This is a genomic window from Empedobacter sp. R750 (genome assembly GCF_030324345.1).
Taxonomy (GTDB): Bacteria; Bacteroidota; Bacteroidia; order Flavobacteriales; family Weeksellaceae; genus Empedobacter; species Empedobacter falsenii_C.
This window is the reverse complement of record NZ_JACAGF010000013.1, coordinates 1-24,530: the sequence shown is the minus strand read 5'-3', so window position 1 is coordinate 24,530 and position 24,530 is coordinate 1. Positions and strand designations below refer to the sequence as shown.

Below are 24,530 nucleotides of genomic sequence, written 5' to 3'. Positions count from 1 at the left end.
CTCAAGAATTTATTTTCTTGGGCTTTTTTTATTGTCTATATTTTTCATAAAATAGGTAAACAAAAAAAACCACCTAAATAACTTTAGATGGTTTTTGAAATTATAAGTTGTAATAAATTACTTATTCATAGAGATTAAAAACTCTTCGTTAGAGCGCGTATGTTTGATACGATCGTGTAAGAATTCCATCGCTTCTACAGGATTCATATCCGATAAATGGTTGCGAAGAACCCACATTAATTGTTGTGTTTTGTCGTCTAATAACAAATCATCTTTACGCGTAGAAGAACTTACCAAATCAATCGCAGGGAAAATACGTTTATTCGAAATCTTACGATCCAATTGTAATTCCATGTTTCCTGTTCCTTTAAATTCCTCGAAAATAACTTCATCCATCTTAGAACCTGTATCAATCAAAGCAGTTGCAATAATTGTTAAAGAACCTCCATTTTCGATGTTACGAGCCGCTCCAAAGAAACGTTTTGGTTTGTGTAATGCATTTGCATCAACACCACCAGATAATACTTTACCAGAAGCTGGAGAAACAGTATTGTAAGCACGTGCCAAACGTGTAATAGAATCTAAAAGAATCACCACATCATGTCCACATTCTACCATACGTTTTGCTTTCTCTAAAACGATATTCGCAACTTTTACATGGCGATTTGCTTCTTCATCAAACGTCGACGCAATAACCTCTCCGTTTACCGAACGCTTCATATCTGTTACCTCTTCCGGACGCTCATCGATTAATAAAACAATCAAATAAACTTCTGGATGATTTTGTGCAATTCCATTCGCAATATCTTTCAATAACGTTGTTTTACCCGTTTTTGGTGGCGCTACAATCATTCCACGTTGACCCTTACCTATTGGTGTAAATAAGTCAATCACGCGATTTGATAAAGATTTAGAATTACTTAAATTGAATTTCTCGTTAGGGAAAAGAGGAGTTAAATGCTCAAAAGCGATACGATCACGTACATAATCTGGCGTACGACCGTTGATTTCTTTGATTTTGATTAAAGGAAAATATTTTTCACCTTCTTTTGGAGGACGAACTTCTCCTGTAATTGTATCTCCCGTTTTTAATCCAAATAATCTAATTTGAGATTGCGAAACATACACATCATCAGGTGAAGACAAATAATTAAAATCAGATGAACGTAAAAAACCATAATTATTATCTGGTAAAATCTCTAAAACACCTTCAGTTTCAATAATTCCATCAAATTCATAATTCGCAGCGCGATATTTATTTTTTTGATTTTGATTGTTGTGATGATTATTTTGTTGAGATTGATCGTTTTGATTACGATTATCAGATTGATTATTTTTCTTCTGATTCTGATTATTTTGGTTATTCTTTTTCAGATCTTGGCTTTTGTTCGCACGTTCCTGAAATTTATTAACGCGAGGATTATTTTCTTCTTTTTTTTCTGTTTCGGGAGAAGTATTTTCAACTTTTTCAGTTTTTACTTCTTCTACAACAGCCTCTTTTTGTTGAACTTCTCCTTCCGAATTCTGAACTCGTTTGCGTTTCGGTTTCTTTTCTTCTGCAGGTAGATTTTCAGCTTTATCTTTTTTGGCAGGTTTTGTATCTGCTTTAGCTTCAACTTTTTCCTCAACCTTTGGTTGGTTGTTGATAAAACCTAAAACAGCGTCTAACAATTCGCCTTTTTTTAATTTCTTATACCCATCGATTTTCAGTTGCTCTGCAACTTGTTGTAAATCTGGTAATTTGAATGATTTTAATTCTTCGATATCAAACATAATCCTATAATGAAGGTATTAATGTGTTTATATTTTTTTATTCAATAAAGTAATTGGGAATCATAACAATAGAATTGTTATAAAGCGTATAAATTTGAGATTTATTAATGCAATAGTACGAATAATTATAAAAACTCAAAAAGTTTTTTTACATTTGTATTCGAAATTTAAGAAATGATTCAAAGAAAGCAAAGTATATATTTATTCTTAAGTGGAATAATTTCGAGTATATTCGCCATGAATTTTGATAAGCTGTTTGATATTCCATTAAATTGGTTACAAAATCCGGAGAAAGGAGATTACATTTTTTCGTTAGCCTTTTTCTCATCAGCTTTAATTTCATTTTTAACCATTATGTTTTTCAAAAAACGTAAGTTACAAATTAGCTTAGGATGGTTAAACATTATTTTGAATGTTTTATTAATTGGTTCTTTTGTATATTGTCTATTAACATTACCTGGAGAAGGAAATTCTGAGAAAGGTATTTGGGCATTAGTTCCTTTAGCTTCGATTGTGCTTCTGTCAATTGCCAATCGTTTGATTAAGAAGGATGATGATCTTGTAAAATCAGTAGACCGTTTCAGATAGACCAAAAACTTTTTATATTATGAGTGTCTAAAAGCAGTTTCAAGCAATTGAAACTGCTTTTTTCGTTTCATTAAATTTATACTTAAAATCACCACATAGATATATAGCTTTTTTAGTCCATAAATAATATTAGATGTACGAATCGTTTTTATCGAAGATAAAGAACGATTAATTTCTAATCTAACTTATCTATTTCTATGTATCTATGCGCTTAAAATAAGTTTAAACAACATTACTAAAATCTTCTATTCATATAATTTGTATAATTACGCTGATTTTTTCGAATTATCATTCCAAGAATTATTCGAATGTTAAATAAAAATTAATTTTAGATTGATTTTTAAATTATTTTAACCAAAACATAGGGGTGTGAGATTTATTTATGGTTAAATTTTAATTAGACCCCTAAAAAAAAGGGGGTATTTTTATTTTGTTTTTAATTTTTATTTATTTTTGTACCATAAAACAACACAAATTATTTTTTTATGACATCATTTCGTTTTGAAGCTTTAAAAGCCGCAAGCAATCGCAAACCGGTAGCTGTTCCTGAAATAGGTAAAAAATCAGAAATTTTTGGAAGCAATGTTTTCAATGATAAAGCAATGCGTCAACATTTAACTTCAGAAGCATATAAAGCCGTTCGTTCTGCAATGGATTATGGTACAAAAATCGACCGTAAAATGGCAGATTTTGTTGCTTTAGGAATGAAAGAATGGGCGATGAGCAAAGGTGTAACACACTATACACACTGGTTTCAGCCATTAACGGGAACAACAGCAGAGAAACATGATGCATTTTTCGAAACTTCATTTGACGGAAGTGATCCTGTAGAAAAATTCAGTGGATCATTATTAGTTCAACAAGAACCAGACGCGTCTTCATTTCCAAATGGAGGAATTCGTAATACATTCGAAGCGCGTGGATATACAGCTTGGGATCCAACTTCTCCAGCATTTATTTTCGGAACAACATTATGTATTCCGACAGTATTTGTTTCATATACAGGAGAAGCTTTAGATAACAAAGCGCCTTTATTAAGAGCACTTTTATCAATTGATGAATCAGCTACAGAAGTGGCGAAGTTTTTCGATAAAAACGTGAAGAAAGTAACGCCGACTTTAGGCTGGGAACAAGAATATTTCTTGATTGATGATGCTTTAGCGGCTTCTCGTCCAGATATTTTACAAACTGGTAGAACGTTGTTAGGACATGTTTCGGCAAAAGGTCAACAATTAGAAGATCATTATTTTGGTTCGATTCCTACGCGTGTTTTAAATTATATGCGCGATTTGGAGAATGAATGTATGTTGTTGGGAATTCCTGTAAAAACTCGTCACAATGAAGTTGCTCCAAATCAATTTGAGTTAGCGCCAATTTTTGAAGAAACGAATTTAGCAGTTGATCACAATTCATTGTTAATGGATGTGATGCAAAAAGTAGGTGAGCGTCATCATTTTAAAGTATTATTTCACGAAAAACCATTCAAAGGAGTTAACGGATCAGGAAAACACAATAACTGGTCGTTAGCAACAGATACTGGAGTAAATTTATTAGCACCAGGAAAAACACCAAACAGCAATTTACAGTTTTTAACGTTCTTTATTAATACCATCAAAGCGGTTTCAATTTACGAGGAATTGTTACGTGCTTCTATCGCTTCGGCTTCTAATGACCATCGTTTAGGTGCGAATGAAGCGCCACCAGCAATTATTTCGATCTTTATTGGTCAACAATTGACAAAAGTATTGGAAGAATTAGAAGGTGTTTCGACAGGGAAATTATCTCCTGAAGAAAAAACTGATTTAAAATTAAACGTTGTAGGTAAAATTCCAGATGTTTTATTAGACAATACAGATAGAAACAGAACTTCTCCATTTGCTTTTACAGGAAATAAATTCGAGTTCCGCGCTGTAGGATCGACTGCAAACTGTGCAAATGCAATGACAACGTTGAATGCAATTGTAGCAAAACAATTGATCGATTTCAAAAAAGAAGTTGATGCGTTGATTGAAACAGGTTTGAAAAAAGACGAAGCAATTTTCAATGTTTTACGTGAATATATTAAAGAAACAAAGAATATATTATTCGAAGGTGACGGATACAGCAAAGAATGGGAAGAAGAAGCGGCTCGTAGAGGATTGTCAAATCACAAGACAACTCCATCTGCTTTAAAAGCAAAAGTTTCTCAAAAATCGTTGGATTTATTTTCTGAACTTAATGTAATGAACAACACAGAAGTTGAAGCGCGTTACGAAATCGAATTAGAAGATTACATCAAAAAAATTCAGATTGAAGGTCGTGTTTTAGGTGATATTGTGAGAAATCATATTATTCCGACAGCTTTCAAATATCAAAACATATTGATCAAAAACATTAAAGGATTCAAAGATATTTTTGGAGATGATTATGAAGAATATGCAGGCGAACAATTAATCATTTTGAAGAAAATTTCGATGCATGTAAACGAATTAAACGCAAAATTGCACTTAATGATGGATGCACGTAAAGAGGCAAATGTGGTTGAATCTTTAGAAGAAAGAGCACATGCTTATTGTGACAAAGTAAAACCATATTATGATGAAATTCGTTACCACGCTGATAAGTTAGAATTAATGGTTGATAACGAATTCTGGGTTTTAACAAAATACAGAGAATTATTATTTACGAGATAATATTTTTAACAATAAATCACAAAACCGATGAGAAATCATCGGTTTTTTTTATTCCAATAATTTATAAAGTAATTATTTTGAATAATTATAAAAAATACTTTTTAACACTATAATGTTGTTGTTTAAAGATATTTTTTTTAAGTTTGTTGAATATTAACATTTAAAATGAATTACTTATGAAAAAAAAATTATTTTCTTTATTAACGATTGCAGCAGTTTCTGCAAATGCACAAATTTCAACTATTTTTGAAGATTCTTTTGAGACTTATACTGATTTTTCTGTAGGAGGTATAACTTCTACTGTAAATACAGGTAAAATAGGTGATTGGTCGTTAGTTGATGGAGATAAGTCAACAACATATGGTTTCAATGGCATTACTTTTGCTAATTCGGGAAAACAAATGGCTTATATTGTGTTTAATTCAACTAAAACTACTCCGGTTATAACTCCTTCAACAGGAAGTGATTGGACTGCTAGAACTGGAGAAAAAGCTATGGTTAGTTTTGCCGCTACAAAACCTAAAAATAATGATTGGCTAATCTCTCCTAAAATTAAATTAGCTGTTTCTGATAACGTTCTTAAGTTTTATGCAAAAGCAGGAGATGAAGAATATGGAATGGAAGAATTTAATGTATTAATTTCGACTACTGATACAAATACAACAAGTTTTACTAAATTAAAAAGTGAAGTAATTGATTATGATATTGAATATGCGGAATATTCATATGATTTATCAGCTTACAATGGGAAAGAAATTTATGTAGCTATTCAATGTGTTTCAAATGATCAATTTGGATTTATTCTTGATGATTTTAGTGTTTCAGGTAATTCATCATTAGCTACTTCTGACATTAATACAAAACAAGTTACTAACGTTTATCCTAATCCAGTTGAAGATTCTTTTAAAATTGATTTAGGTACAACTTTAAATAAAGCGAACGTTACAATTGAATTATATGATATGGTTGGTAAAAAAGTACAATCATTTGATTATGCAGATTCTTACAACATTTCTTCTTTACCAAAAGGAGTATATGTTTTAAAAATTAACGATGGAACAACTAAAGTTGTAAAAAAGATTATTAAAAAATAATTATATAACAACTAATAAATCACAAAACCGATGAGAAATCATCGGTTTTTTTTATTCAAATTTTCTGAATCCCTTGAGTTATTGTATCTTTGCAATCCAATAAAAGTATATGGCAGATTTAGGTCTATTAGATAAATTAAGAGCAATCAAACAACGTTTCGATGAGGTAGCAGATTTAATCATCCAACCAGATATCGTAACAGATCAAGCTCGTTATGCGAAATTAAACAAAGAATATTCTGATTTGAAAGACTTTGTTGAAATGCAAAAACAATACGAAAACTTAATCAATGTAATTGAGGAAGCAGACGAAATTATTCAAGATGGTTCTGATGCAGAAATGGTTGAGTTAGCTAAAATAGAAAAAGACGAAGCAATCAATGCGATTCCACCTTTAGAGGAAGAAATCAAAATGATGTTGATTCCAAAAGATCCAGAAGATGAGAAAAACATCATTGTCGAGTTACGTTCTGGTACAGGAGGAGATGAAGCAGCGATTTTCGTAGAAGACATTTACCGCATGTATTCGATGTATTTCAAAGAAAAAGGATGGAAACACGAAGTCTTAAATACTTCTGAAGCATCTGGAAAAGGATACAAAGAGTTGGTGATGCAAGTAGAAGGAAATGCAGTGTATGGAACGATGAAATACGAATCGGGTGTTCACCGTGTACAACGTGTTCCTGAAACAGAATCGCAAGGGCGTGTGCATACATCGGCGATTACAGTTGCGGTTTTACCAGAAGCAGAGGAGGTGGATGTAGTGATTAATCCAGCAGATTTGGAGTATCAAACAGCACGTTCGTCTGGTGCGGGAGGGCAAAATGTAAATAAAGTTGAAACAAAAGTTCAATTAACGCACAAACCTTCTGGAATTGTAATTGTTTGTCAAGAAGCGCGTTCTCAACACAAGAACCGTGAAAAAGCCTTACAATTATTACGTACAAAATTGTATGAAATTGAGTTTGAGAAAAAACATTCAGAACGTTCTGCTCAGCGTAAATCGTTAGTTTCTACTGGTGACCGTTCGGCTAAAATTCGTACATACAACTATCCGCAAGGACGTGTAACAGATCACCGTATCAATAAATCAATTTATAATTTGGATAACTTTATGAATGGAGATATTCAAGAAATGATTGATGCATTGAAAATGGCAGAAAATGCAGAAAAATTAAAAGGTTCGGAAGAAGATTTCTAAAATCAATTCTAAATCTTAAACATACAAAACACTTCAATAAATTGAGGTGTTTTTTTATATATTTATAATATTAAAATCAAAACAAATGATGAAAACAAGAGTTAAAATTTGTTGTATTAGTAGTAAAGAAGAAGCACAACAAGCAATAAAATATGGAGCTAATGGATTAGGTTTGGTGGGTAATATGCCAAGCGGACCTGGAGTAATCGGTGATGATTTAATCAAAGATATAACTAAAACTATTCCACCAACATTGGCTTCGTTTTTATTAACAAGTGAAACAACTGCAGAAGCAATTATTCAACATTATAAAAAAGTTTATACGAATACAATTCAGTTGGTTGATGAGCTGAAAAACGAAGAATATCAAATTTTGAGAAACGAATTACCTTGGGTAAAGTTGGTACAAGTGATTCATGTGATTGATGAAAATTCGGTAAAAGAAGCAGTAGAAAAATCTCAGTTTGTAGATGCAATTTTGTTGGATAGTGGAAATCCTAATTTGAAAGTAAAAGAATTGGGCGGAACTGGACGCACACACAATTGGGTGATTAGCAAAAAAATTAGAGAAGAAATTAACATTCCTTTATTTTTGGCTGGAGGTCTTAACCCTGATAATGTTCGTGAAGCGATTGACGCTGTTCAACCTTTTGGTGTAGATATTTGTAGCGGTGTACGAACTGATGGAAAATTAGACGAAAAGAAATTAGAAGCTTTTTTTAGAGCTATTAATGGTTAGAAAATAACCACCTTGTCAAGGTTTTAAATCTTGACAAGGATTACTTATTTAGTTGAAGTTGTTATTTTGGCGCACAGTACAATTAAATATCATTGGTTCTACTGCTTCTTTTATAGAGATAACATTTCATAGGACTCATACAGTGATCATTATCATTGTATGAAGAGAAAAATCCTTCTAATAGGTTTCCATTCTGTATAAGCATAAGTGATAAAGCTCCTCTATCAATATGATTTTCACTAGACGATTCATAACTCGCAGTTAAAATTAGATTTTTAAAGGTGCCATTTACTTCATATGTATGAATATCGCTTGCACCACCAATTTCAATTATTTTTCCAGTAATTTTATGTCCATTTCTCTTTAGTTCAGCTCTTACTACAATTGGTTTTGCTGAAATTGATATAAAAGATCTTTCTTTTGTTGATTGGTTTGAAGAATTGTTTTTTTTGTCATAGATAATTTCAGCTTCAACTTTTTCTTCTTTACCTGTTTTTTCATCATATATTGTTGCTGAAGTTGTCATCGGATTAGTTTCATTATCTTTGGATTCCGGTTTTAAAGATTCTTCTGATTTAAAAGAATTTTTTTTTCTCATCTCTTTAAATCTACTCCAAGCTAATTCTTTTTGCATTTTGTCAAGTTCGTCTAAACCAATAAATGGAACAATAAAGCCATTCCATTCTCCTTCTATTTTTACATCCTGATATAATAAATTTTCAATAAAGACTAATAAGTTTTTTTTCCATAAAACTTGGATTATAAATAAAATTATAGCTGTTACAACACCACTGATGATACCATCAATCCAAGATTTATATGTACTTGTATTTAAATTTTGCTGGTAGAAGAATATTATTAATAATGAAATTACTCCAAAAATAATTATCCAAAATAATCCTTTGAGAATATAGTTATTAAAAAAAGATTTGAATTTTTTCACTTTTATATAGTTTTTTATTGTGGCTAATATTGTTTTTTACGAAATAAAACATAATCAAGTTTCGTAAAAAATACGTCAGTATTTCGTTTAATTTTCGCAAATATAATTAAATATAACAATAATAGTTAATGAGTTGTTTTTGTTTTCTTAATTAATACAAGAAGATTTTATTACAAACAAGTTTGTTTATAATGTTTGTCAAGAAAATTTTATTATAAACAAGTCTGTTTGTAATGATTGCCAAGAAGATTTAATTGCAAACAGGTGTGTTTGTAATGATTGCCAAGAAGATTTTATTACAAATAGGTGTGTTTGTAATGTTTGCTAAGAAGATTTTATTACAAATAAATCTGTTTGTAATGTTTTCTCATTAATAATTATAAGATTTATTGATTATATTTATAAAACATTAAAATTAAATGAATTATAAATACTTAATCTACCTATTATGAAAGTGAATTTATCAAAATTATCTACAAAAAATCTGGCGACATTAGCGCAAAGATTAATTAATTCTTCTAAAACGGGGAATTATAAAATTATAGAAAATCATCCTTTACTTTTGGCTTTGGAAACTTCTTATAACAGATACGATACTGTTTATACAAAGCAGACCTATAGCGGGAAAGGGAAACATGTTGCCGAAGCAGATAAAGAGCGAGATGTTGCATTTAGTAACATGAAGGCTTTCCTGAATGGTTACCGCAAATTGACTTCTGTTGCAAATTATCAGGATGCGGAGGTTTTGTATGGTGTGTTCAGAACTTTTGGGTTAAGTCTTGATTTGATGAGCTATTCTGCTGAAACAGCTCAATTGAAGAAGCTTATCGAAGAATTAGAAAAGCCTGAGAATACACAACGTCTTACAAATTTAGCGCTTGCAACAGCTTTTGACGATTTGAAAACAAAGCATCAAGCATTTGAAGTTATTTTTGCAGAACAAGCCGAAGCTAATGCAGATCTTCGTCAATTATCGAGTGCAACATCTACTCGAAAAGAATTGGAACAAGTGCTGCGATCTTACCTCAATCTAATTACAGCAATGAAAGATGTGCCTGATTGGACAAAATTGTACCACGATTTGAATGAGATTGTGAAAGCGGCAAAGAATAGTGCGCTGCTTACAAATAAAGGAGATAATCCAAATTAAGATATTTTAAACACCCCTATAATCCCCTCAAGGGGATAATATTCCCCTCTTAAGAGGGGGTAGGGGAGTGTAGAATTTAGGTTTCGATACAATTTTATGTATTTCTAAAAATCACTCGAACCGACGAAGTTTTATTCAAAATCTAGATTATATGCAACAACAAAAAAATCCATCTCAAGAACTGAGATGGATTTTACATTTATAAAAAACCTGAAATACTAAAAATAATTATTCTGATTAATGTCCTGCACTGATTACTTTACCTGCTCCTTTTTTGATAAAGAACAAAATAAACGGAATACAGATTAGGAAAACTACACCCAAATACAAGAAAACGTCCATGTACGTTAATACAGTTGCTTGTTTGGTAACTTGTAAATCGAGTAGGTTGTAGGCTTTATTTAATGCTTCATTTGGGGCAAAACCTTTGCTCACGAAGCTCATTTGTAAATTCTGAATATGTTTTTGTACATCAAAATCGGATGTATCAAGATGCGAAACTAAATTTGTTCGGTGTCCAACTGTCCAACGAGAAATAAATGTTGTAATAATCGCGATACCAAAAGATCCTCCTAACTGACGCATCATACCTGTAAAGGCAGCTCCTTCACCAATTTGTTGCCCTTTCAAGCTAGAAAGTGAAAGTGTGGTAACGGGTACGAATAATAATCCTAATCCAACTCCACGTACAATTAATGGCCAGAAGAAATGTTCGGAACCTGTGTCTGGTGTTAAGATTTTGTATGACCAAAAACTGTAACAGAAAAAGATAAAGAATCCTCCTGCAACCATATATTTTGGTGGTACACCTTTTTGTAACATTGTTGCGATGATTGGCATCATGAAAGCAGTCATCAACGATGAAGGAATTAATAATAAACCTGCATCAGTAGCTGTCCATCCTAAGATTGATTGTGTATAAATTGGAATAACGAATGTCGATCCATATAATCCAAATCCTAAGATGAAGGATAAAATAGTACCAACTGCCAAGTTGCTATCTTTCAGTACACGTAAATTTACAATCGGATGTTTGAAAACTAATTCTCGCCAAACAAATAAAATGAATCCGAAGAAACTTGCAATACTCAAGGTTACAATTGTCGAATCTGAGAACCAGTCGTCTTGTTGTCCATGTTCTAATACATATTGTAACGATCCTACTGCAATGGCTAACAAAATAATTCCCAAGAAATCGACTTGACTTAGTTTTGATTTCTCTGCATATTTTGGACTGCGAACAAATGATATCGTTAACAATACGGCAATAATCCCGATCGGAATATTGATGTAAAATATATATGGCCAAGACCAATTATCAATAATATAACCTCCCAAAGGCGGACCAAGCGTAGGACCAACGATAACTCCCATTCCGTAGATTGCTTGCGCTAAACCACGTTTTTCGGGTGGATAACTTTCGGTAATGATGGTTTGCGAAGTTACCAATAGCGCACCACCACCAAGTCCTTGAATAAATCGGAACAAGATAATTTCCCACAATGTTGTTGCATTTCCACAAAGAAATGAGGCAACTGTAAAAATGATAATCGAAGCCGCAAAATAATTGCGTCGTCCAAATTGTTGCGACAACCAGCTGGTCATCGGCACTACAATTACGTTGGCAATTGCGTAAGCGGTAACCACCCACGCAATATCAGTTAAAGAGACACCCAAACTACCTTTCATGTCGTTCATTGCAACGTTAACAATTGTTGTATCAACAATTTCTAACAATGCACACATGATGGCGGTAATGGTGATGATTACACGTCTTGCACCATATTCAACTAAATTATTTTCTTCCATAATTTTTCTGAATAGGTGTTATTACTTTGCAGAAGTATTCGATTTTAAAAGAATATCAGCTTCCACGTTCATACCTGGACGAATCATTTTCAACATTTCGTCTTTTTGATCGATAAATTCGATTTTGATAGGAAGACGTTGAACTGTTTTTACGAAGTTACCAGACGCATTATCTGGAGGTAATAACGCAAATTTAGCACCAGTTGCAGGTGATAAAGACGTTACTTTCGCTTTAAATTCGTGGTTTGGATATGCATCTACTTTGATGATGGCTTCTTGTCCTTCTCTAATTTTTTCTAATTGAGTTTCTTTGTAATTTGCCACAACCCAAATATTATTTGTAGTCACAATATTAAACAAAGATTGACCAGCTTGAACCAATTGTCCTGGTTGTAAATTAATTTTAGAAACTTGTCCATCTTCAGCCGCAATTACATACGTATAAGACAAATATAATTTTGCATTATCGATGTTTGTTTTGCTTTGACCAATTGCTGCTTCTGCAACTTTAATTTGTGCTTTCGAAGCATCAGCTTGTGCTTTCGAAGTGTTCACTTGTTTTGCAGTAGCTTGTGCTTGTTTTGCAGTAGAAGCTAATTGAGCACGAGAAACACCTAATTGTTCTTGTACAATTCGCAATTGTTTTTCAGCTGTTTCTTTTGCTGCTAAAGCTTGTTCGTATTGTTGTTTTGTGATCGATTGATTTTGGTATAATTTATTGTAACGATCAAAATCATTTTTCGTTCTCCAAACTTGTACTTTTGCTGCTTCTACATTTGCTTGAGCTGTATTAACACTTGCTTGAGCTGTTTCGATTGTAGTATTTGCTGCAACTGCACCAGCTTCTGTTACTCCAATTGCTGCACCAGCTTGAGAAACGCCTGCGTGAGCAACACCTAATTGACCTTCTGCTTGTAATAAAGCATCTTGCGATTGTTGTAATTTCAAGGCAAATTCAGATCCGTCCAAAACAACTAATGTATCACCTTTGTGAACCATTTGGTTATCTTCTACTAAGATCTTCTGAATGTATCCTGAAACTTTAGGGATAACAGGTGTTATTTTTGATTCAATTTGCGCATCATCAGTAATTTCGTGCGCTTGTCCGTGTAAATATTTATAAACTCCATATCCACCTCCAAGGATGATTAATGCTCCTAAAACGATGATAAATTTTGAATTTATTTTTTTCTTTTCTTGATTATTTTCTTCCATATCGAGAGGTGTTATTGTACGTTTTCTAATAAAATTCCTGTAGTATAGTAATATTCGTAGATCGCTAATTGTTCGTCAGCATCTCCCACAACTTGATTGATTTTTGCTTGTAATTGTTGTACATCTGCTTCTAATAAATCGTCTGTATCAGCCAATCCGTTGTCATTTTTATCTTTTACAATTCTGTAGTTTTCGTTCGCTTGTTCTACAGCTTCTTTGTAAACATTATTTTTCTTTTTTGCTAAATCATACTTTTGAAAAGCTTCGTTCATTTCAACTTTCGCTTTATCAATTGTCGTTTCTTTTTGCATCTCATTTTCTAATTTTTGAGCTTTTGCAATTTCAACTTCTGCTTTATTTTTATACAAAGAAGACAAATCATATTTCAATCCAACACCAACATTTGTCGCATTTGTAACAGAGGCAACTTTGTCAATATCCATTGCAACATAACCAGTAGAAACCGCTAATTGAGGGTAATAAGCTGCTTTTGCGATTTTGATTTGACTATCAGCGATTTGATTTTTCACATCATATGATTTCACATCTGTACGATTGACGTAATCTTGAGAATTTTGATTGATAGTTTTCAAAGTTTCTACATTATCAACATGAACGATTTTAGTTTCGTCTTGTCCAGTCAATAAATTCAATCGGTAATTGATGTTTTTGTATTGTGTTTCAGCTTCATCAATTGCAACTTGTACATTCGATGCTTGTAATTTAGCTCTCAACAAATCATTTCTTGCGATGATTCCGTTATCCAAAAAGTTCTGAAAATCTTTCACACGTTGATTTGCTCTCACCAAGTTTTCATTCAAAACATCGATAGAACGTTGCGTTTTGTACAATCCAAAATATAAATTAATAGCTTGCCAAACTACATTTTCTTTTGTTGCTTCGATTTGTAAGTTTGATAAATCAACCATCAATTCACTGCTTTTGATTGCATTTTTAATTTTAAATCCAGCAAAAACAGGAACAGAAGCACTTGCTTGTCCTAATAATAATTGATTTGGTTCAACTCCCATTCCTCCACCAGAAGATTGCATCGGAAGTTTGATGTCTACATTTGTTGTCGTAAACAAATGCATGTATTGTCCACTCAACGAAATGTCTGGTAAACGATTGTTTTTAGCGCTTTGTACTTTATACTCACTTGTATTTTTGGCAGCTTCGGCAACTTTCACAGATTTGTTGTTCTGCAAACTTTGTTGAATAACTTCCTACAAAGAAACGTTGGTTTCCTGCGCATGAGCGAAAGTAGCAACAACTAAACAAATCGGTAAGAAAATTTTATTTTTCATCGTATAGTAAAATTGCTTTTAAAGAATCTATTAAATAAGGGTAATATTCTTCGTGAATATGTTCTGTAAACTCTTCATGAGAAGATAATCCCCATTGTTTCATATATGTTTTTTCGTTCAAAATCAAATAAGATGTTCCACCAATAACTACCATTACAACAGCTTCGGCAGGAGCTTTTCTTTTAAAAACGCCTTCAGAATATCCTTCACTAATAATATTTGTGATATATTCTAAATTTTTTGTTTTTAAGTCATTGACTTTACAATCAATTTCTAAAATTGAATCTCTTTTCGAATATTCTCTTGCCATAATTCGATGAAATTCAGGTTTATCCAAAATTCTATTCAAATAAGCTTTTAGGATTGACTGTAACTTTTCAAATGGAGAAAGTGTAGAATTTTGTGAAATTGAGGCCAATGATTCATTGAAAGTTGTGATACGCCAACTAAATAAATTCTCGACCAATTTATCTTTTGATCCAAAATAATAGCTAATCATCGCAATGTTAATGTTTGCTTCTTTTGCAATTTCTCGAACACTTGCAGCATCAATTCCTCGTCTTCCAAAAACTCGTTCAGCCGCGCCCAAAATTTCTATTTGCTTCTCACTTAATTCCATCTTATAAAAATTGAACGCGCAAGGTTAAACAAACGTTTAATTAATTTTAAAAAAATAAGTATTTATTTTAATAATTTTTTCTAATTCATTGATTAACTTTTGTCTATGAAAGAAATTTTTCTACATCATATTTGGAAACTGAATCAATTTTCACATCAAAGCTTACAAACTTTTCATGGAGATTTCATTGAAATTGTGAAAGTTGGAAAGTTAAACCATCATGCTGGGCCAGATTTTTTGGAAGCAGAAATCATCATTGGCGATAAATTGTGGATTGGAAGTGTCGAAATGCATGTCAATTCTTCGGATTGGAATTTTCATCAACATTCAAATGATTTATCGTATCAAAATGTGATTTTGCATGTTGTATGGAATCACGATTGTGAAGTTGATATTTTGCGTCAACGTAATGTACAAACTTTGATTTTACAAGATTTTGTAAAACCGGAAATTGTTTTTAATTATCAAAAAATTATTAATTCTAAGTTGGATAAAATTTATTGTGAAGAATTTTTAGATTCAATTGATTTGAAGCAATTTTCTTTTTGGTTTGAACGAATTTTAATCGAACGTTTCGAAGAAAAAACAAACGATATTGTACAAATTTTAGAACACAATAATTCCAATTGGGAAGAAACATTGTTCAAAAGTTTGGCAAAGAATTTTGGATTAAAAGTTAATGTAGAAACTTTTGAGATTTGGGCAAATTCTTTTCCGTTCAAAGTTTTGCAAAAAATACAATTTAATGCCCAAAAAGTTGAAGCCTTGTTTTTTGGACAAGCCAGTTTTTTAGAAGAAAACTATGAGAATGATTATTCTAAGCAATTAAAAAACGAATATCAATTCCTGAAAAATAAATATCAATTACAACCAATTGAAAATAGTTTGTTTCGATTTTCGAAAATGCGACCAATTGGTTTTCCAACGATTCGTTTGGCACAATTCGCATCGATTTATGTGAATTATCAAAGTTTGTTTTCGGAAATTATTCAGCCCAAAAATTTGAAAGAATTTTATAAAATTTTCGATAAACTTAAACTAAATCCTTTTTGGGAAACGCATTATACATTCAAAAATGAATCGAAATTTCAGCTTAAAAATCTTTCAAAAGATAAAATAAATAATTTGCTCATCAATTCTATTATTCCGATTCGTTATGCATTCGAGCGACAAAAAGATGAGGTGGAAATTGATTTTTATTTGGATTTATTGAATGAAATGGAAGCAGAAAATAACTCGATTTTAGATGAATTTGAACGAATTGGTTTCGAAAATAAATCGGCAAAAGATTCGCAACAATTAATTCAGCTCAAAAAAAGATATTGCTCCGAAAAAAAATGTTTAAATTGCGCTATCGGACAACAAATTTTACGTTAAATGAAAGATCAAATAAGGAATTTTACCGAAACAGAATGGTTCAATGTGATTTCGCGATTTGCTGATAAATTGGGAATTCGTGTTGCAAAATTACGTTTGATTTTCATCTATTTAACCTTCGCTACTTTTGGTTTAACATTTGTTGGTTATTTTATTATGTTATTCTTTTTTTGGGTAAAAGATTGTTTTGTCATCAAACGAAAATCTGTTTTTGATTTGTAAAAAATATTTACAAATACTTAAAACCTATTATTAATTTTATACTTCATAACTTGTTAAATATTTGATGGTTATATCGTTTTTCGATACGGTGAGTGTGTGATAAGGATTTTATTTTCACCTCTTTTTCAACCAAGATGAAATATTTAAAAAAATCTACTTTTTACCTGAATAAATCGCAACGATTTGGCTTGTATTTATTATTTGTTCTGATTTTGTTATTTGAAATTTTTCAACATATTTCAGTTGAAAAAGAAACATATCAGTTAACAGAATCGGATAAAGCCTTGCTTGCAAATTATCAAACAACTCCGAAGAATTATCCATTTAATTCAACTTCAAAAAAGCAAATAAAAGATTCAATCAAACCTTTTAATCCAAATGATTTGTCTTTAGAAGATTGGATGAATTTAGGATTTTCGGAACGTCAAGCCGAAGTTATTTTGAAATATAAAGGAATTGTTGGTGGAGAATTTACATCGAAAGAACAGCTTAAGAAATGCTATGTTATCGATGAAGAAAAGTACAAGGAATTAGCTCCTTTTGTTCTTTTACCAGAACAATCTAAATCGAGTTTTATAGATTATTCATCACCAAAAACTAAAATCGTTTATAAAAATTTCAATCCAAATGATTTGCCACAACAAGGTTGGGAAAAACTTGGTTTTTCTCCAAAACAGGCAGAAGTAATCATGAAATATAAACAGATTGTTGGAGGAAAGTTTACGTCGAAAGAGCAATTGAGGAAATGTTTTGTGATTGATGATGTGAAATATGCGGAGATGAAAACGTACATTTTGTTACCAGAAAAATCGAAGGAAGATGAAAAAAATGAGAAAAAACAAAGTGGTAAAAAGATTGAATATGTAAAATTTAATCCAAATAATTTTTCTGAAAATGATTGGCAAAAAATAGGTTTTTCGTCTAAACAAGCGACTTCAATTCTGAAATATAAAAATATTTTGGGTGGACAATTTAAATCGAAAGAACAATTGAAAAAATGTTATATGATTTCGGACGAAAAATATGCAGAAATGGAATCTTATATTGATTTGCCTGAAAATGTAATTTATAAAGCTGAGCAACCAAAAGTTGAGCAACCAAAAATAGAGGAAAAAGTAGTTGAGAAAATTGAAGTTAAAGAGAAGTTTAATCCAAATAATTTGAGTCATGAGGATTGGATGAAACGTGGTTTTACAGAGAAACAAGCGAATACGATTCTTAATTTTAAACGTTCGTTGGGAGGTAGTTTTAAAGATGCAAAAACGTTGAAAAGATGTTACGGGATAAGTGAAGAAAAGTTTAAAGAAATTGAGCCCTATTTGGTGTTTGAATGATTATTATTCATTCATAGGTTAGTTTTTAAAAAGATAAACGCGTTATAGGATTTCCTAAACGCGTTTATTGATTGATATGATTTTAGCCGATTAATAATTGAATAAATCTTCTAAAGTCAATTCTTTTACTTGTCCTAATTTCTCTACAGAAGGCCAATCTAAGTTTGTTTTATTTCCTATTAAACCTACATTGTATTTCTGTCCTTTGATATGTTTGTTAAAGAAATCATTCAACTGATCTAATGTCAAAGTTGATGTTTGCGCATAAATATCTTTGTTGATATCATACGATAAACCGCGATCTTGTAACGACAACCAATAGAAGAAAATATTAGATTTTGTGTAACGTTTTGTAGCAATTTGTTTTAAAGCAGCTTGTTTCGAATTTTCAAATTGATTTGGTGCTTTTGGCATATTATTCATCAATTCGCTCATCGCTGCAACCGCTTGTGGCAATTTATTTGCTTGCGTACCAATATTCGCTCTTACGTAGTTGTATAAATCTTTTTTACCTGCATTTGCATAATTTGCACGAGCAGAATAAGCCAAAGATTTTGACTCACGAATTTCTTGGAAAACAATAGATGATAATCCTCCACCAAAATATTCATTGAAAATTCCAGAAGAAGTCAACAAGTTTTTGTCAAATTTGTTATCTCTTGCCACGAAATTAATTTCCGCTTGCACCATGTCGTAAGGAGCAAAATAAACTTTTCCGTCTGTAACAGGTTGTGGAAAATCTTTTTTCGCTGGATAATCTAATCCTTTTCCGAAATTGTGATATTGTTCTAATGCTTTTTTCGTTGCAGCTTCATCATTTCCATAATAGAAAATTTGATGCTTGTAATTCAATACATTTTTAATTAATTGCGTTAATTCAGTCGGATTAATTGCATTCAATTCTTTTTCAGAAATAATATCTCTGAAACGATTATTTTCTCCGTATTGCGCATAATTATTAAGCGCAACCGCAATTGCGTTTTTATTTTTCTTTGAATTTTCTCTCGATTTCAAGATCGTTTTTACATATTCTTGATACGATTGTTGATTCGCAACAGCATCATTCAATAAATGTTCAAATAACTTGATTCCTTCTGGTAAATTCTTTTGTAAACCTGTCAAATAAACAAAACTTCTGTCTGTTCCAGAATTTACATTGTACGAAACTCCTAATTTATAGAACTCTTTTTTCAACGCTTCTGGCGAATATTTAGACGTTCCTAAATAGTTCAAATAATTGATTGCTAAACCTAATTTTTTGTTGTGATCAGAGCCCAGATCCAAGATATAGTACACAGAACTTAGGTCATTTGTATTATTTTTGATCGAAGTAAACGCTGTATTTCTAACTTTACTTTCGTTCAATTCTTTTTTGAAATCAACAAAAACTGGTTGAATATCTTTTGTTTCAATTTTTTGGAAATCTTTGTAGAATTGAGATTCAGCATCACGATTCAATTGAATTGGCGTAATTCCAGGATTAGAAACACGAACCAAATCTTTGTTTTCACCTTGACGTTTGTAAACAATTACATAATTATTATTGTAATTTTTCTTCGCAAAATCCATCAATTGTTGTTTCGTGATTTTAGACAAATCGTCGTATTCACTTACCACATTCGACCAAGGCGTTTCGTTGATATACGCAGTATATAAGCTGGCTGCCAATGCACGAGAATTTTCCCACGATTGTAAACGTGATTTTTTCAAATCATTTACAACGGCATCAATCATCCAATCTTCAAATTTTCCTTGTTTGATATTTTCTATCTGACCTAAAATCAAATCACGAACTTCTTCTAAACTTTGACCTTGTTTTGGCGTTCCCGAAAAAGAATGCATTCCCAAATCACGGAAAAATGAAGCGCCACTTCCAGCTCCTAAAGCTTTTTGTTGTTGATTGATATTTAAATCAATTAATCCAGCCGTAGAATTGCTTAAGATATAATCAATTAACGTTACATATTTTGCATCGTCGCTATTTGCGCCATTAAAACGATAAGCAAATTGAACGCGCTCCGAAGATGGACTAAAAACTTCACTTGTTACGATAGATTTTATCGGTTCTTCTTTCGCTACATATTGCTGTGGAGCAGGTTTTGTAGCATAATTTCCGAAATATTTATCAATCATTGGAACAGCTGTATCAAAATCGAAATCACCAATCAACATCACAGCCATATTGCTCGCTACATAATATTTATTGAAATAATTATGAATGGCAACCATTGATGGATTTTTCAAATGTTCTGAAGTTCCAATTGTAGTTTGTGTTCCGTAATGCGATTTCGGGAATAACGTTTGCATCATCTTATAGAAAACCAAACGTCCGTCGTTGTCTTGCGCACGATTAAATTCTTCGTAAACAGCTTCTAACTCCGTATGGAAAAGGCGTAAAGTTAATTCTCCAAAACGCTCAGATTCTACTTTTAACCATTTTTCTAATTCGTTATTTGGAATATTATTATGGTAAATTGTTTCCTCTAAAGACGTATGTGCATTAGTTCCTGATGCTCCCAAAGACGAAATTAATTTATCGTATTCGTTTGCCACAGCATATTTGGATGCTTCTTGCGAAACTTGGTCAATTTTTTTATAAATCTCAACTTTTTTTGCAGGATCTTTTTCTGCTTTGTGTTGTTCGTATAAATCTGAAATTTGTTGGATCAAAGGTTTTTCAACAGCCCAATTTTGAGTTCCGATTTTAGAAGTTCCTTTAAAAACCATGTGTTCTAAGTAGTGAGCCAAACCAGTATTGTCTTCTGGATCGTTGTTAGAACCTGTTTTTACAGCAATATGAGTTTGAATTCTTGGTTCATCTTTCAATTGAGCCAAATAGATTTTCAAACCATTTTTTAGCGTATAAATTCTTGTATTCGAAGGATCATTTTCTACCATTTCGTAGGTATATCCTTTGTTGTCAGTTTTTTTCACTGTTTTTAATTGTGCGTGAGTAAATACAGAACCAAAAATGATTCCGCAGATCAAAATAGATTTCCTCATGTATTAATTTTTTAAGTTGCTTAAAAGTAACACATTAAAACGAATAAGAGAAAACTATTTTCGATATAGAGTTATTTCGTTAATCTAAAACCAATCATTGTAAAGATTAATCCAATGAGTACACTTGAAAAAATATAAATAATTGGTGTGATATAATTTTGTTGTTGAATTAAGTTGAAATTTTCATACGAAAAACTAGAAAATGTGGTAAAACCTCCACAAAATCCTGTTATCAGTAAAAAATTGAAATAGGTATTTCCTAAACCATTTTTGATTGAATATCCATATAAAGCGCCAATCAAAAAACAACCGATAACATTTGTCAGAAACGTAGCAAATGGAAAAGGTTGTGAATAATATTTTCCGATTCCGTACGAAATTAAAAATCTTGCAACACTACCAAAAGCGCCACCTAAACCAACAAATAGTATAGATTTTAAGAGATTCATTAAATTCTGTTAACAATTTTAATCAAAGCTAAAAATAGTAAAATGATGAATGAAATAATTCCTAAAAAGAATAAACCTAATCCAAAATAAACAATTGTAATTGTTCCAATATTCCAACCGATTAAGTTGATTGAATAACCAATCAAAATCAGTACTACTGAAATCAATAAAAATTTGAAATTATTTACTTTTTTTAGATTCATCATTTATAAAGAAGCGAAGCTGAAACAAGTTCAGCTTGACATCCGTATTTTATTTTGAGTATTAAATATAAAACTATTTTTCGATAAAATTCTTCACAGCAATTGCAACTTTTGCTCCGTCCATTGCGGCAGAAATAATTCCACCAGCGTAACCAGCTCCTTCAGCGCAAGGAAATAAACCAGCAACTTGCGTATGTTCTAACGTTTCTTCATTTCTTGGAATACGAACAGGCGAAGAAGTTCTGGATTCTGTTGCGACAATATTTGCGTTTTCAGTATAGTAACCATTCATTTTTTTACCAAATGTTTGGAAACCTAATTTTAAAGATTGATGAACTTCTTTTGGTAAAACTTCGCTCAATAAACCTGATGTTAAACCTGGTAAATAAGAACAATCATTTAATGAATTAGATAATTTTCCTGAAACAAAATCGGTCATTCGTTGCGCAGGCGCTTTTAATTTACCTCCACCAACTTGCCACGCTTTTTGCTCGACCATTTGTTGAAACTTCATTCCAGCCAAAGGTCCAGTAAAACCATATTTAGCAAAATCTTTTTCATCAACTGTTACAACCATTCCCGAGTTTGCAAAGAAACCGTCACGTTTGGAAGGTGACCAACCATTTACCACCAATTCCCCTTCGTCTGTAGATGCGGGCGCGATAATTCCACCAGGACACATGCAAAAAGAGAAAACGCCGCGACCTGCTTCTTGCGAAACTAATGAATATGAGGCAGGAGGTAGAAATTCATTACGCTCCGTTCCAATTGGACAATGGTATTGAGCAGAATCAATCAAACTTTGGTGATGTTCTACACGAACACCCAATGCAAAAGGTTTTGCTTCAATTAAAACATTTTTTTCATCTAACATTCTGAAAATATCACGAGCCGAATGTCCCGTTGCTAAGATCAAAGAAGAAGTTTTAATTTTTTTATCATGATTGATTTCAATTCCTTTGATTTGATTATTCTCGATGATAATATCTGTTAGTTTTGTATCAAACCAAACTTCACCACCACATTCAATAATCGTTTCACGCATGTTGGCGATAATTCCAGGCAATTTATTCGTTCCGATATGTGGATGCGCTTCTTGTAAAATACGCTCTGTTGCACCGAAATGGACAAACCATTGCAAGGATTTCAGGATGTTTCCACGTTTTGTAGAACGCGTATATAATTTTCCGTCCGAATAAGTTCCAGCGCCACCTTCACCATAACAATAGTTAGATTCAGGATTTACTTTTCCTTCTTTATTCATCGCAGCTAAATCACGACGACGATCACGAACATTTTTACCACGCTCGATAATAATTGGTTTCAGACCTTGTTCTATTAATTCTAACGCAGCAAATAATCCAGCAGGACCAGCACCAGCAATATAAACTTCGTGTTTATTTTCTACATTTTGAAGATTTGGATGAAACTCGAAAGCATCAGAAAATTCTTCATTTACAAAAACATTGACTTGTAATTGGGAAATAATATTTCGGCTTCGCGCATCTAATGAGCGACGAATAATTTGGTAAGCATTGATATTCTCCGGTTTTGTTTTAACAGCAGATGCTAAACGTTGTTTCAAAATTTTCTCGTTTGCAGCTTCTGTAGGAGAAATTCGTATCGTTACATTTTGAGGCATATTTATTGACTAAAAATTAGACTGCAAAAGTACATCAAACCATTTGAAATATTCGTTTTTAAACAAAAAAAGCATTTCCGAAGAAATGCTTTTATTATGATTGTATCAGAAATTAAATTCCTAATTTTTTCAACGTTTGTTTTTGAACACCGTTTTTATGAACTAAAATATTTGTTGTTTTGTACTGAACAAAAGCTTTTGTTACATAAAGATATCCTTCGTAATCGTTAGTTAAACCCCAAGAGTTTTTCACAATGTAGTAATCTTTTCCGTTTTGATCTTTTGCAATACCAACAATGTGCATTCCGTGATCATCAGTCGTTTGATAATCATCAAAAGCAGCTTGACGCATATCTTCTGTAATCACTTTTTCTGGTTTTGGACCTTTGAACATATCTGCTTTTTGTTGTGCATTCATATCTGCAAAATCAACTTCTGGTACATAAGCCACACCATTTTTCCAGCTAAATCCTTTTTCAGAAACATCTGTTGCCCAAGCAACTGTAAATCCGTTTTTCAAAGCATAATCAATGTTATCAGTCATCTCTGTCATCGGAACATTGTAGAAAGATTCGTAAGCCCAGTTATCAGGAATCGCTAATACAAACGGTTTGTAATAGTCGTGATCTTTAAAAGATGTAATCGCAACATAATCGTTTGGATTAATTCCTACCACTTGATCAGCAAATGTACGTGGTGTGTATTTTTTTCCGTTATACGTGAATTCCTTTGGATATTCTCCTAAATAGCTATCCAAAACAGCTGTATAGGCTTTCTCCCAGTTTGGAGTTAATTTACCATTTGGATTTGCAACAACCGCTTTCAAAACTCCTTCTTGAATTGCAGCCATCTCACCAAATTGATTTGTTTTTGTTCCGTAATTTAAACCTGTGTAAGTTTCAGTTGGAACTGCTCCGTATTTTTTGATTGTATTCAAAACATCATAGAAAGAACCACCGTCACCTAAAGTTGTTGCACCGTGCATGCGAACATATTGTTTTCCTTTCTCAACATATGTGTTTCTTGCATTGAAAATTGGAGACAATTGAATAGGTTGTTTTCCCATTCTTAACATTTCTGATTCGAAGAAAGAATTTCCTGAATATGACCAACAAGTTCCTTTAGATTTGAAAATCTTAAATTGTAGTATAAAAAGAAGAGAAAAGAGTTTGAGTACACTATAACGAGTT

At 32.0% G+C, this 24,530-nt stretch carries 20 protein-coding genes; 9 read left to right on the top strand and 11 right to left on the bottom strand.

The annotated features are described in order from the left end of the window. Positions 1 to 117: 117 nt before the first annotated feature. Positions 118 to 1,773: a transcription termination factor Rho gene (gene rho, locus HXZ74_RS12990; RefSeq protein ID WP_286475760.1), complete on the bottom strand. Its 1,656-nt coding sequence runs from the start codon at positions 1,771 to 1,773 to the stop codon at positions 118 to 120. 174 nt (positions 1,774 to 1,947) lie between these two features. On the opposite strand from rho, the gene HXZ74_RS12985 reads away from it, so the two are divergent. The 5 genes from HXZ74_RS12985 to HXZ74_RS12965 all read left to right on the top strand — a co-directional run bounded on the left by HXZ74_RS12985 (position 1,948) and on the right by HXZ74_RS12965 (position 8,067). Further along, positions 1,948 to 2,361: a DUF4293 domain-containing protein gene (locus HXZ74_RS12985; RefSeq protein WP_038332961.1), complete on the top strand. Its 414-nt coding sequence runs from the start codon at positions 1,948 to 1,950 to the stop codon at positions 2,359 to 2,361. Positions 2,362 to 2,846: 485 nt separating this feature from the next. Then, on the top strand, positions 2,847 to 5,033 hold the full coding sequence (locus HXZ74_RS12980; protein ID WP_286475757.1) for a glutamine synthetase III family protein: 2,187 nt from the start codon (positions 2,847 to 2,849) through the stop codon (positions 5,031 to 5,033). Between the two features lie 176 nt (positions 5,034 to 5,209). Continuing rightward, positions 5,210 to 6,127: a T9SS-dependent choice-of-anchor J family protein gene (locus HXZ74_RS12975; RefSeq protein ID WP_286475756.1), complete on the top strand. Its 918-nt coding sequence runs from the start codon at positions 5,210 to 5,212 to the stop codon at positions 6,125 to 6,127. A 109-nt stretch (positions 6,128 to 6,236) separates the two neighbouring features. After that, a complete protein-coding gene (prfA, locus tag HXZ74_RS12970) occupies positions 6,237 to 7,328 on the top strand; it encodes a peptide chain release factor 1 (protein ID WP_038332970.1) in 1,092 nt (363 codons plus the stop codon). An 85-nt stretch (positions 7,329 to 7,413) separates the two neighbouring features. Beyond that, positions 7,414 to 8,067: a phosphoribosylanthranilate isomerase gene (locus HXZ74_RS12965; RefSeq protein WP_286475754.1), complete on the top strand. Its 654-nt coding sequence runs from the start codon at positions 7,414 to 7,416 to the stop codon at positions 8,065 to 8,067. An 82-nt stretch (positions 8,068 to 8,149) separates the two neighbouring features. Here the strand turns inward: HXZ74_RS12965 and HXZ74_RS12960 are convergent, their stop codons facing one another. Then, positions 8,150 to 9,010 (bottom strand): hypothetical protein, encoded by an 861-nt coding sequence (locus tag HXZ74_RS12960; protein ID WP_038332976.1) that lies wholly within the window; start codon positions 9,008 to 9,010, stop codon positions 8,150 to 8,152. 448 nt (positions 9,011 to 9,458) lie between these two features. On the opposite strand from HXZ74_RS12960, the gene HXZ74_RS12955 reads away from it, so the two are divergent. Continuing rightward, a complete protein-coding gene (locus tag HXZ74_RS12955) occupies positions 9,459 to 10,160 on the top strand; it encodes a DUF6261 family protein (RefSeq protein ID WP_038332978.1) in 702 nt (233 codons plus the stop codon). A 237-nt stretch (positions 10,161 to 10,397) separates the two neighbouring features. On the opposite strand, the gene HXZ74_RS12950 is transcribed toward HXZ74_RS12955, so the two are convergent. The 4 genes from HXZ74_RS12950 to HXZ74_RS12935 form a co-directional block, all read right to left on the bottom strand. Then, on the bottom strand, positions 10,398 to 11,969 hold the full coding sequence (locus HXZ74_RS12950) for a DHA2 family efflux MFS transporter permease subunit (protein WP_125349612.1): 1,572 nt from the start codon (positions 11,967 to 11,969) through the stop codon (positions 10,398 to 10,400). 21 nt (positions 11,970 to 11,990) lie between these two features. After that, a complete protein-coding gene (locus HXZ74_RS12945; RefSeq protein WP_280062832.1) occupies positions 11,991 to 13,184 on the bottom strand; it encodes an HlyD family secretion protein in 1,194 nt (397 codons plus the stop codon). Between the two features lie 11 nt (positions 13,185 to 13,195). Next, entirely contained in the window at positions 13,196 to 14,404 is a 1,209-nt protein-coding gene (locus tag HXZ74_RS12940) for a TolC family protein (RefSeq protein ID WP_286475792.1), read from the bottom strand. 76 nt (positions 14,405 to 14,480) lie between these two features. Then, a complete protein-coding gene (locus tag HXZ74_RS12935; RefSeq protein ID WP_221854140.1) occupies positions 14,481 to 15,110 on the bottom strand; it encodes a TetR/AcrR family transcriptional regulator in 630 nt (209 codons plus the stop codon). Between the two features lie 105 nt (positions 15,111 to 15,215). On the opposite strand from HXZ74_RS12935, the gene HXZ74_RS12930 reads away from it, so the two are divergent. The 3 genes from HXZ74_RS12930 (at position 15,216) to HXZ74_RS12920 (ending at position 18,043) form a co-directional block, all read left to right on the top strand. Further along, a complete protein-coding gene (locus HXZ74_RS12930; RefSeq protein ID WP_286475751.1) occupies positions 15,216 to 16,487 on the top strand; it encodes a DUF2851 family protein in 1,272 nt (423 codons plus the stop codon). Beyond that, positions 16,488 to 16,709, top strand: a complete 222-nt coding sequence (locus HXZ74_RS12925; protein ID WP_038332996.1) for a PspC family transcriptional regulator — start codon at positions 16,488 to 16,490, stop codon at positions 16,707 to 16,709. Between the two features lie 134 nt (positions 16,710 to 16,843). Next, entirely contained in the window at positions 16,844 to 18,043 is a 1,200-nt protein-coding gene (locus tag HXZ74_RS12920; protein WP_286475750.1) for a ComEA family DNA-binding protein, read from the top strand. Positions 18,044 to 18,133: 90 nt separating this feature from the next. Here HXZ74_RS12920 and HXZ74_RS12915 read toward each other — a convergent pair whose 3' ends face one another. The 5 genes from HXZ74_RS12915 to HXZ74_RS12895 form a co-directional block, all read right to left on the bottom strand. Further along, positions 18,134 to 21,046: a M16 family metallopeptidase gene (locus HXZ74_RS12915; RefSeq protein ID WP_286475749.1), complete on the bottom strand. Its 2,913-nt coding sequence runs from the start codon at positions 21,044 to 21,046 to the stop codon at positions 18,134 to 18,136. 71 nt (positions 21,047 to 21,117) lie between these two features. Further along, a complete protein-coding gene (gene crcB / locus HXZ74_RS12910) occupies positions 21,118 to 21,495 on the bottom strand; it encodes a fluoride efflux transporter CrcB (RefSeq protein WP_280062828.1) in 378 nt (125 codons plus the stop codon). After that, the gene (locus tag HXZ74_RS12905) at positions 21,495 to 21,698 is read right to left on the bottom strand and encodes a hypothetical protein (RefSeq protein ID WP_115001670.1); all 204 of its coding nucleotides are present in this window, start codon (positions 21,696 to 21,698) and stop codon (positions 21,495 to 21,497) included. The genes crcB and HXZ74_RS12905 overlap by 1 nt, the downstream gene beginning before the upstream one ends. Before the next feature lie 73 nt (positions 21,699 to 21,771). Beyond that, on the bottom strand, positions 21,772 to 23,340 hold the full coding sequence (locus HXZ74_RS12900; protein WP_286475748.1) for an NAD(P)/FAD-dependent oxidoreductase: 1,569 nt from the start codon (positions 23,338 to 23,340) through the stop codon (positions 21,772 to 21,774). Between the two features lie 112 nt (positions 23,341 to 23,452). Continuing rightward, on the bottom strand, positions 23,453 to 24,530 hold a 1,078-nt coding region (locus HXZ74_RS12895; RefSeq protein ID WP_286475747.1), incomplete at its 5' end, for a C1 family peptidase.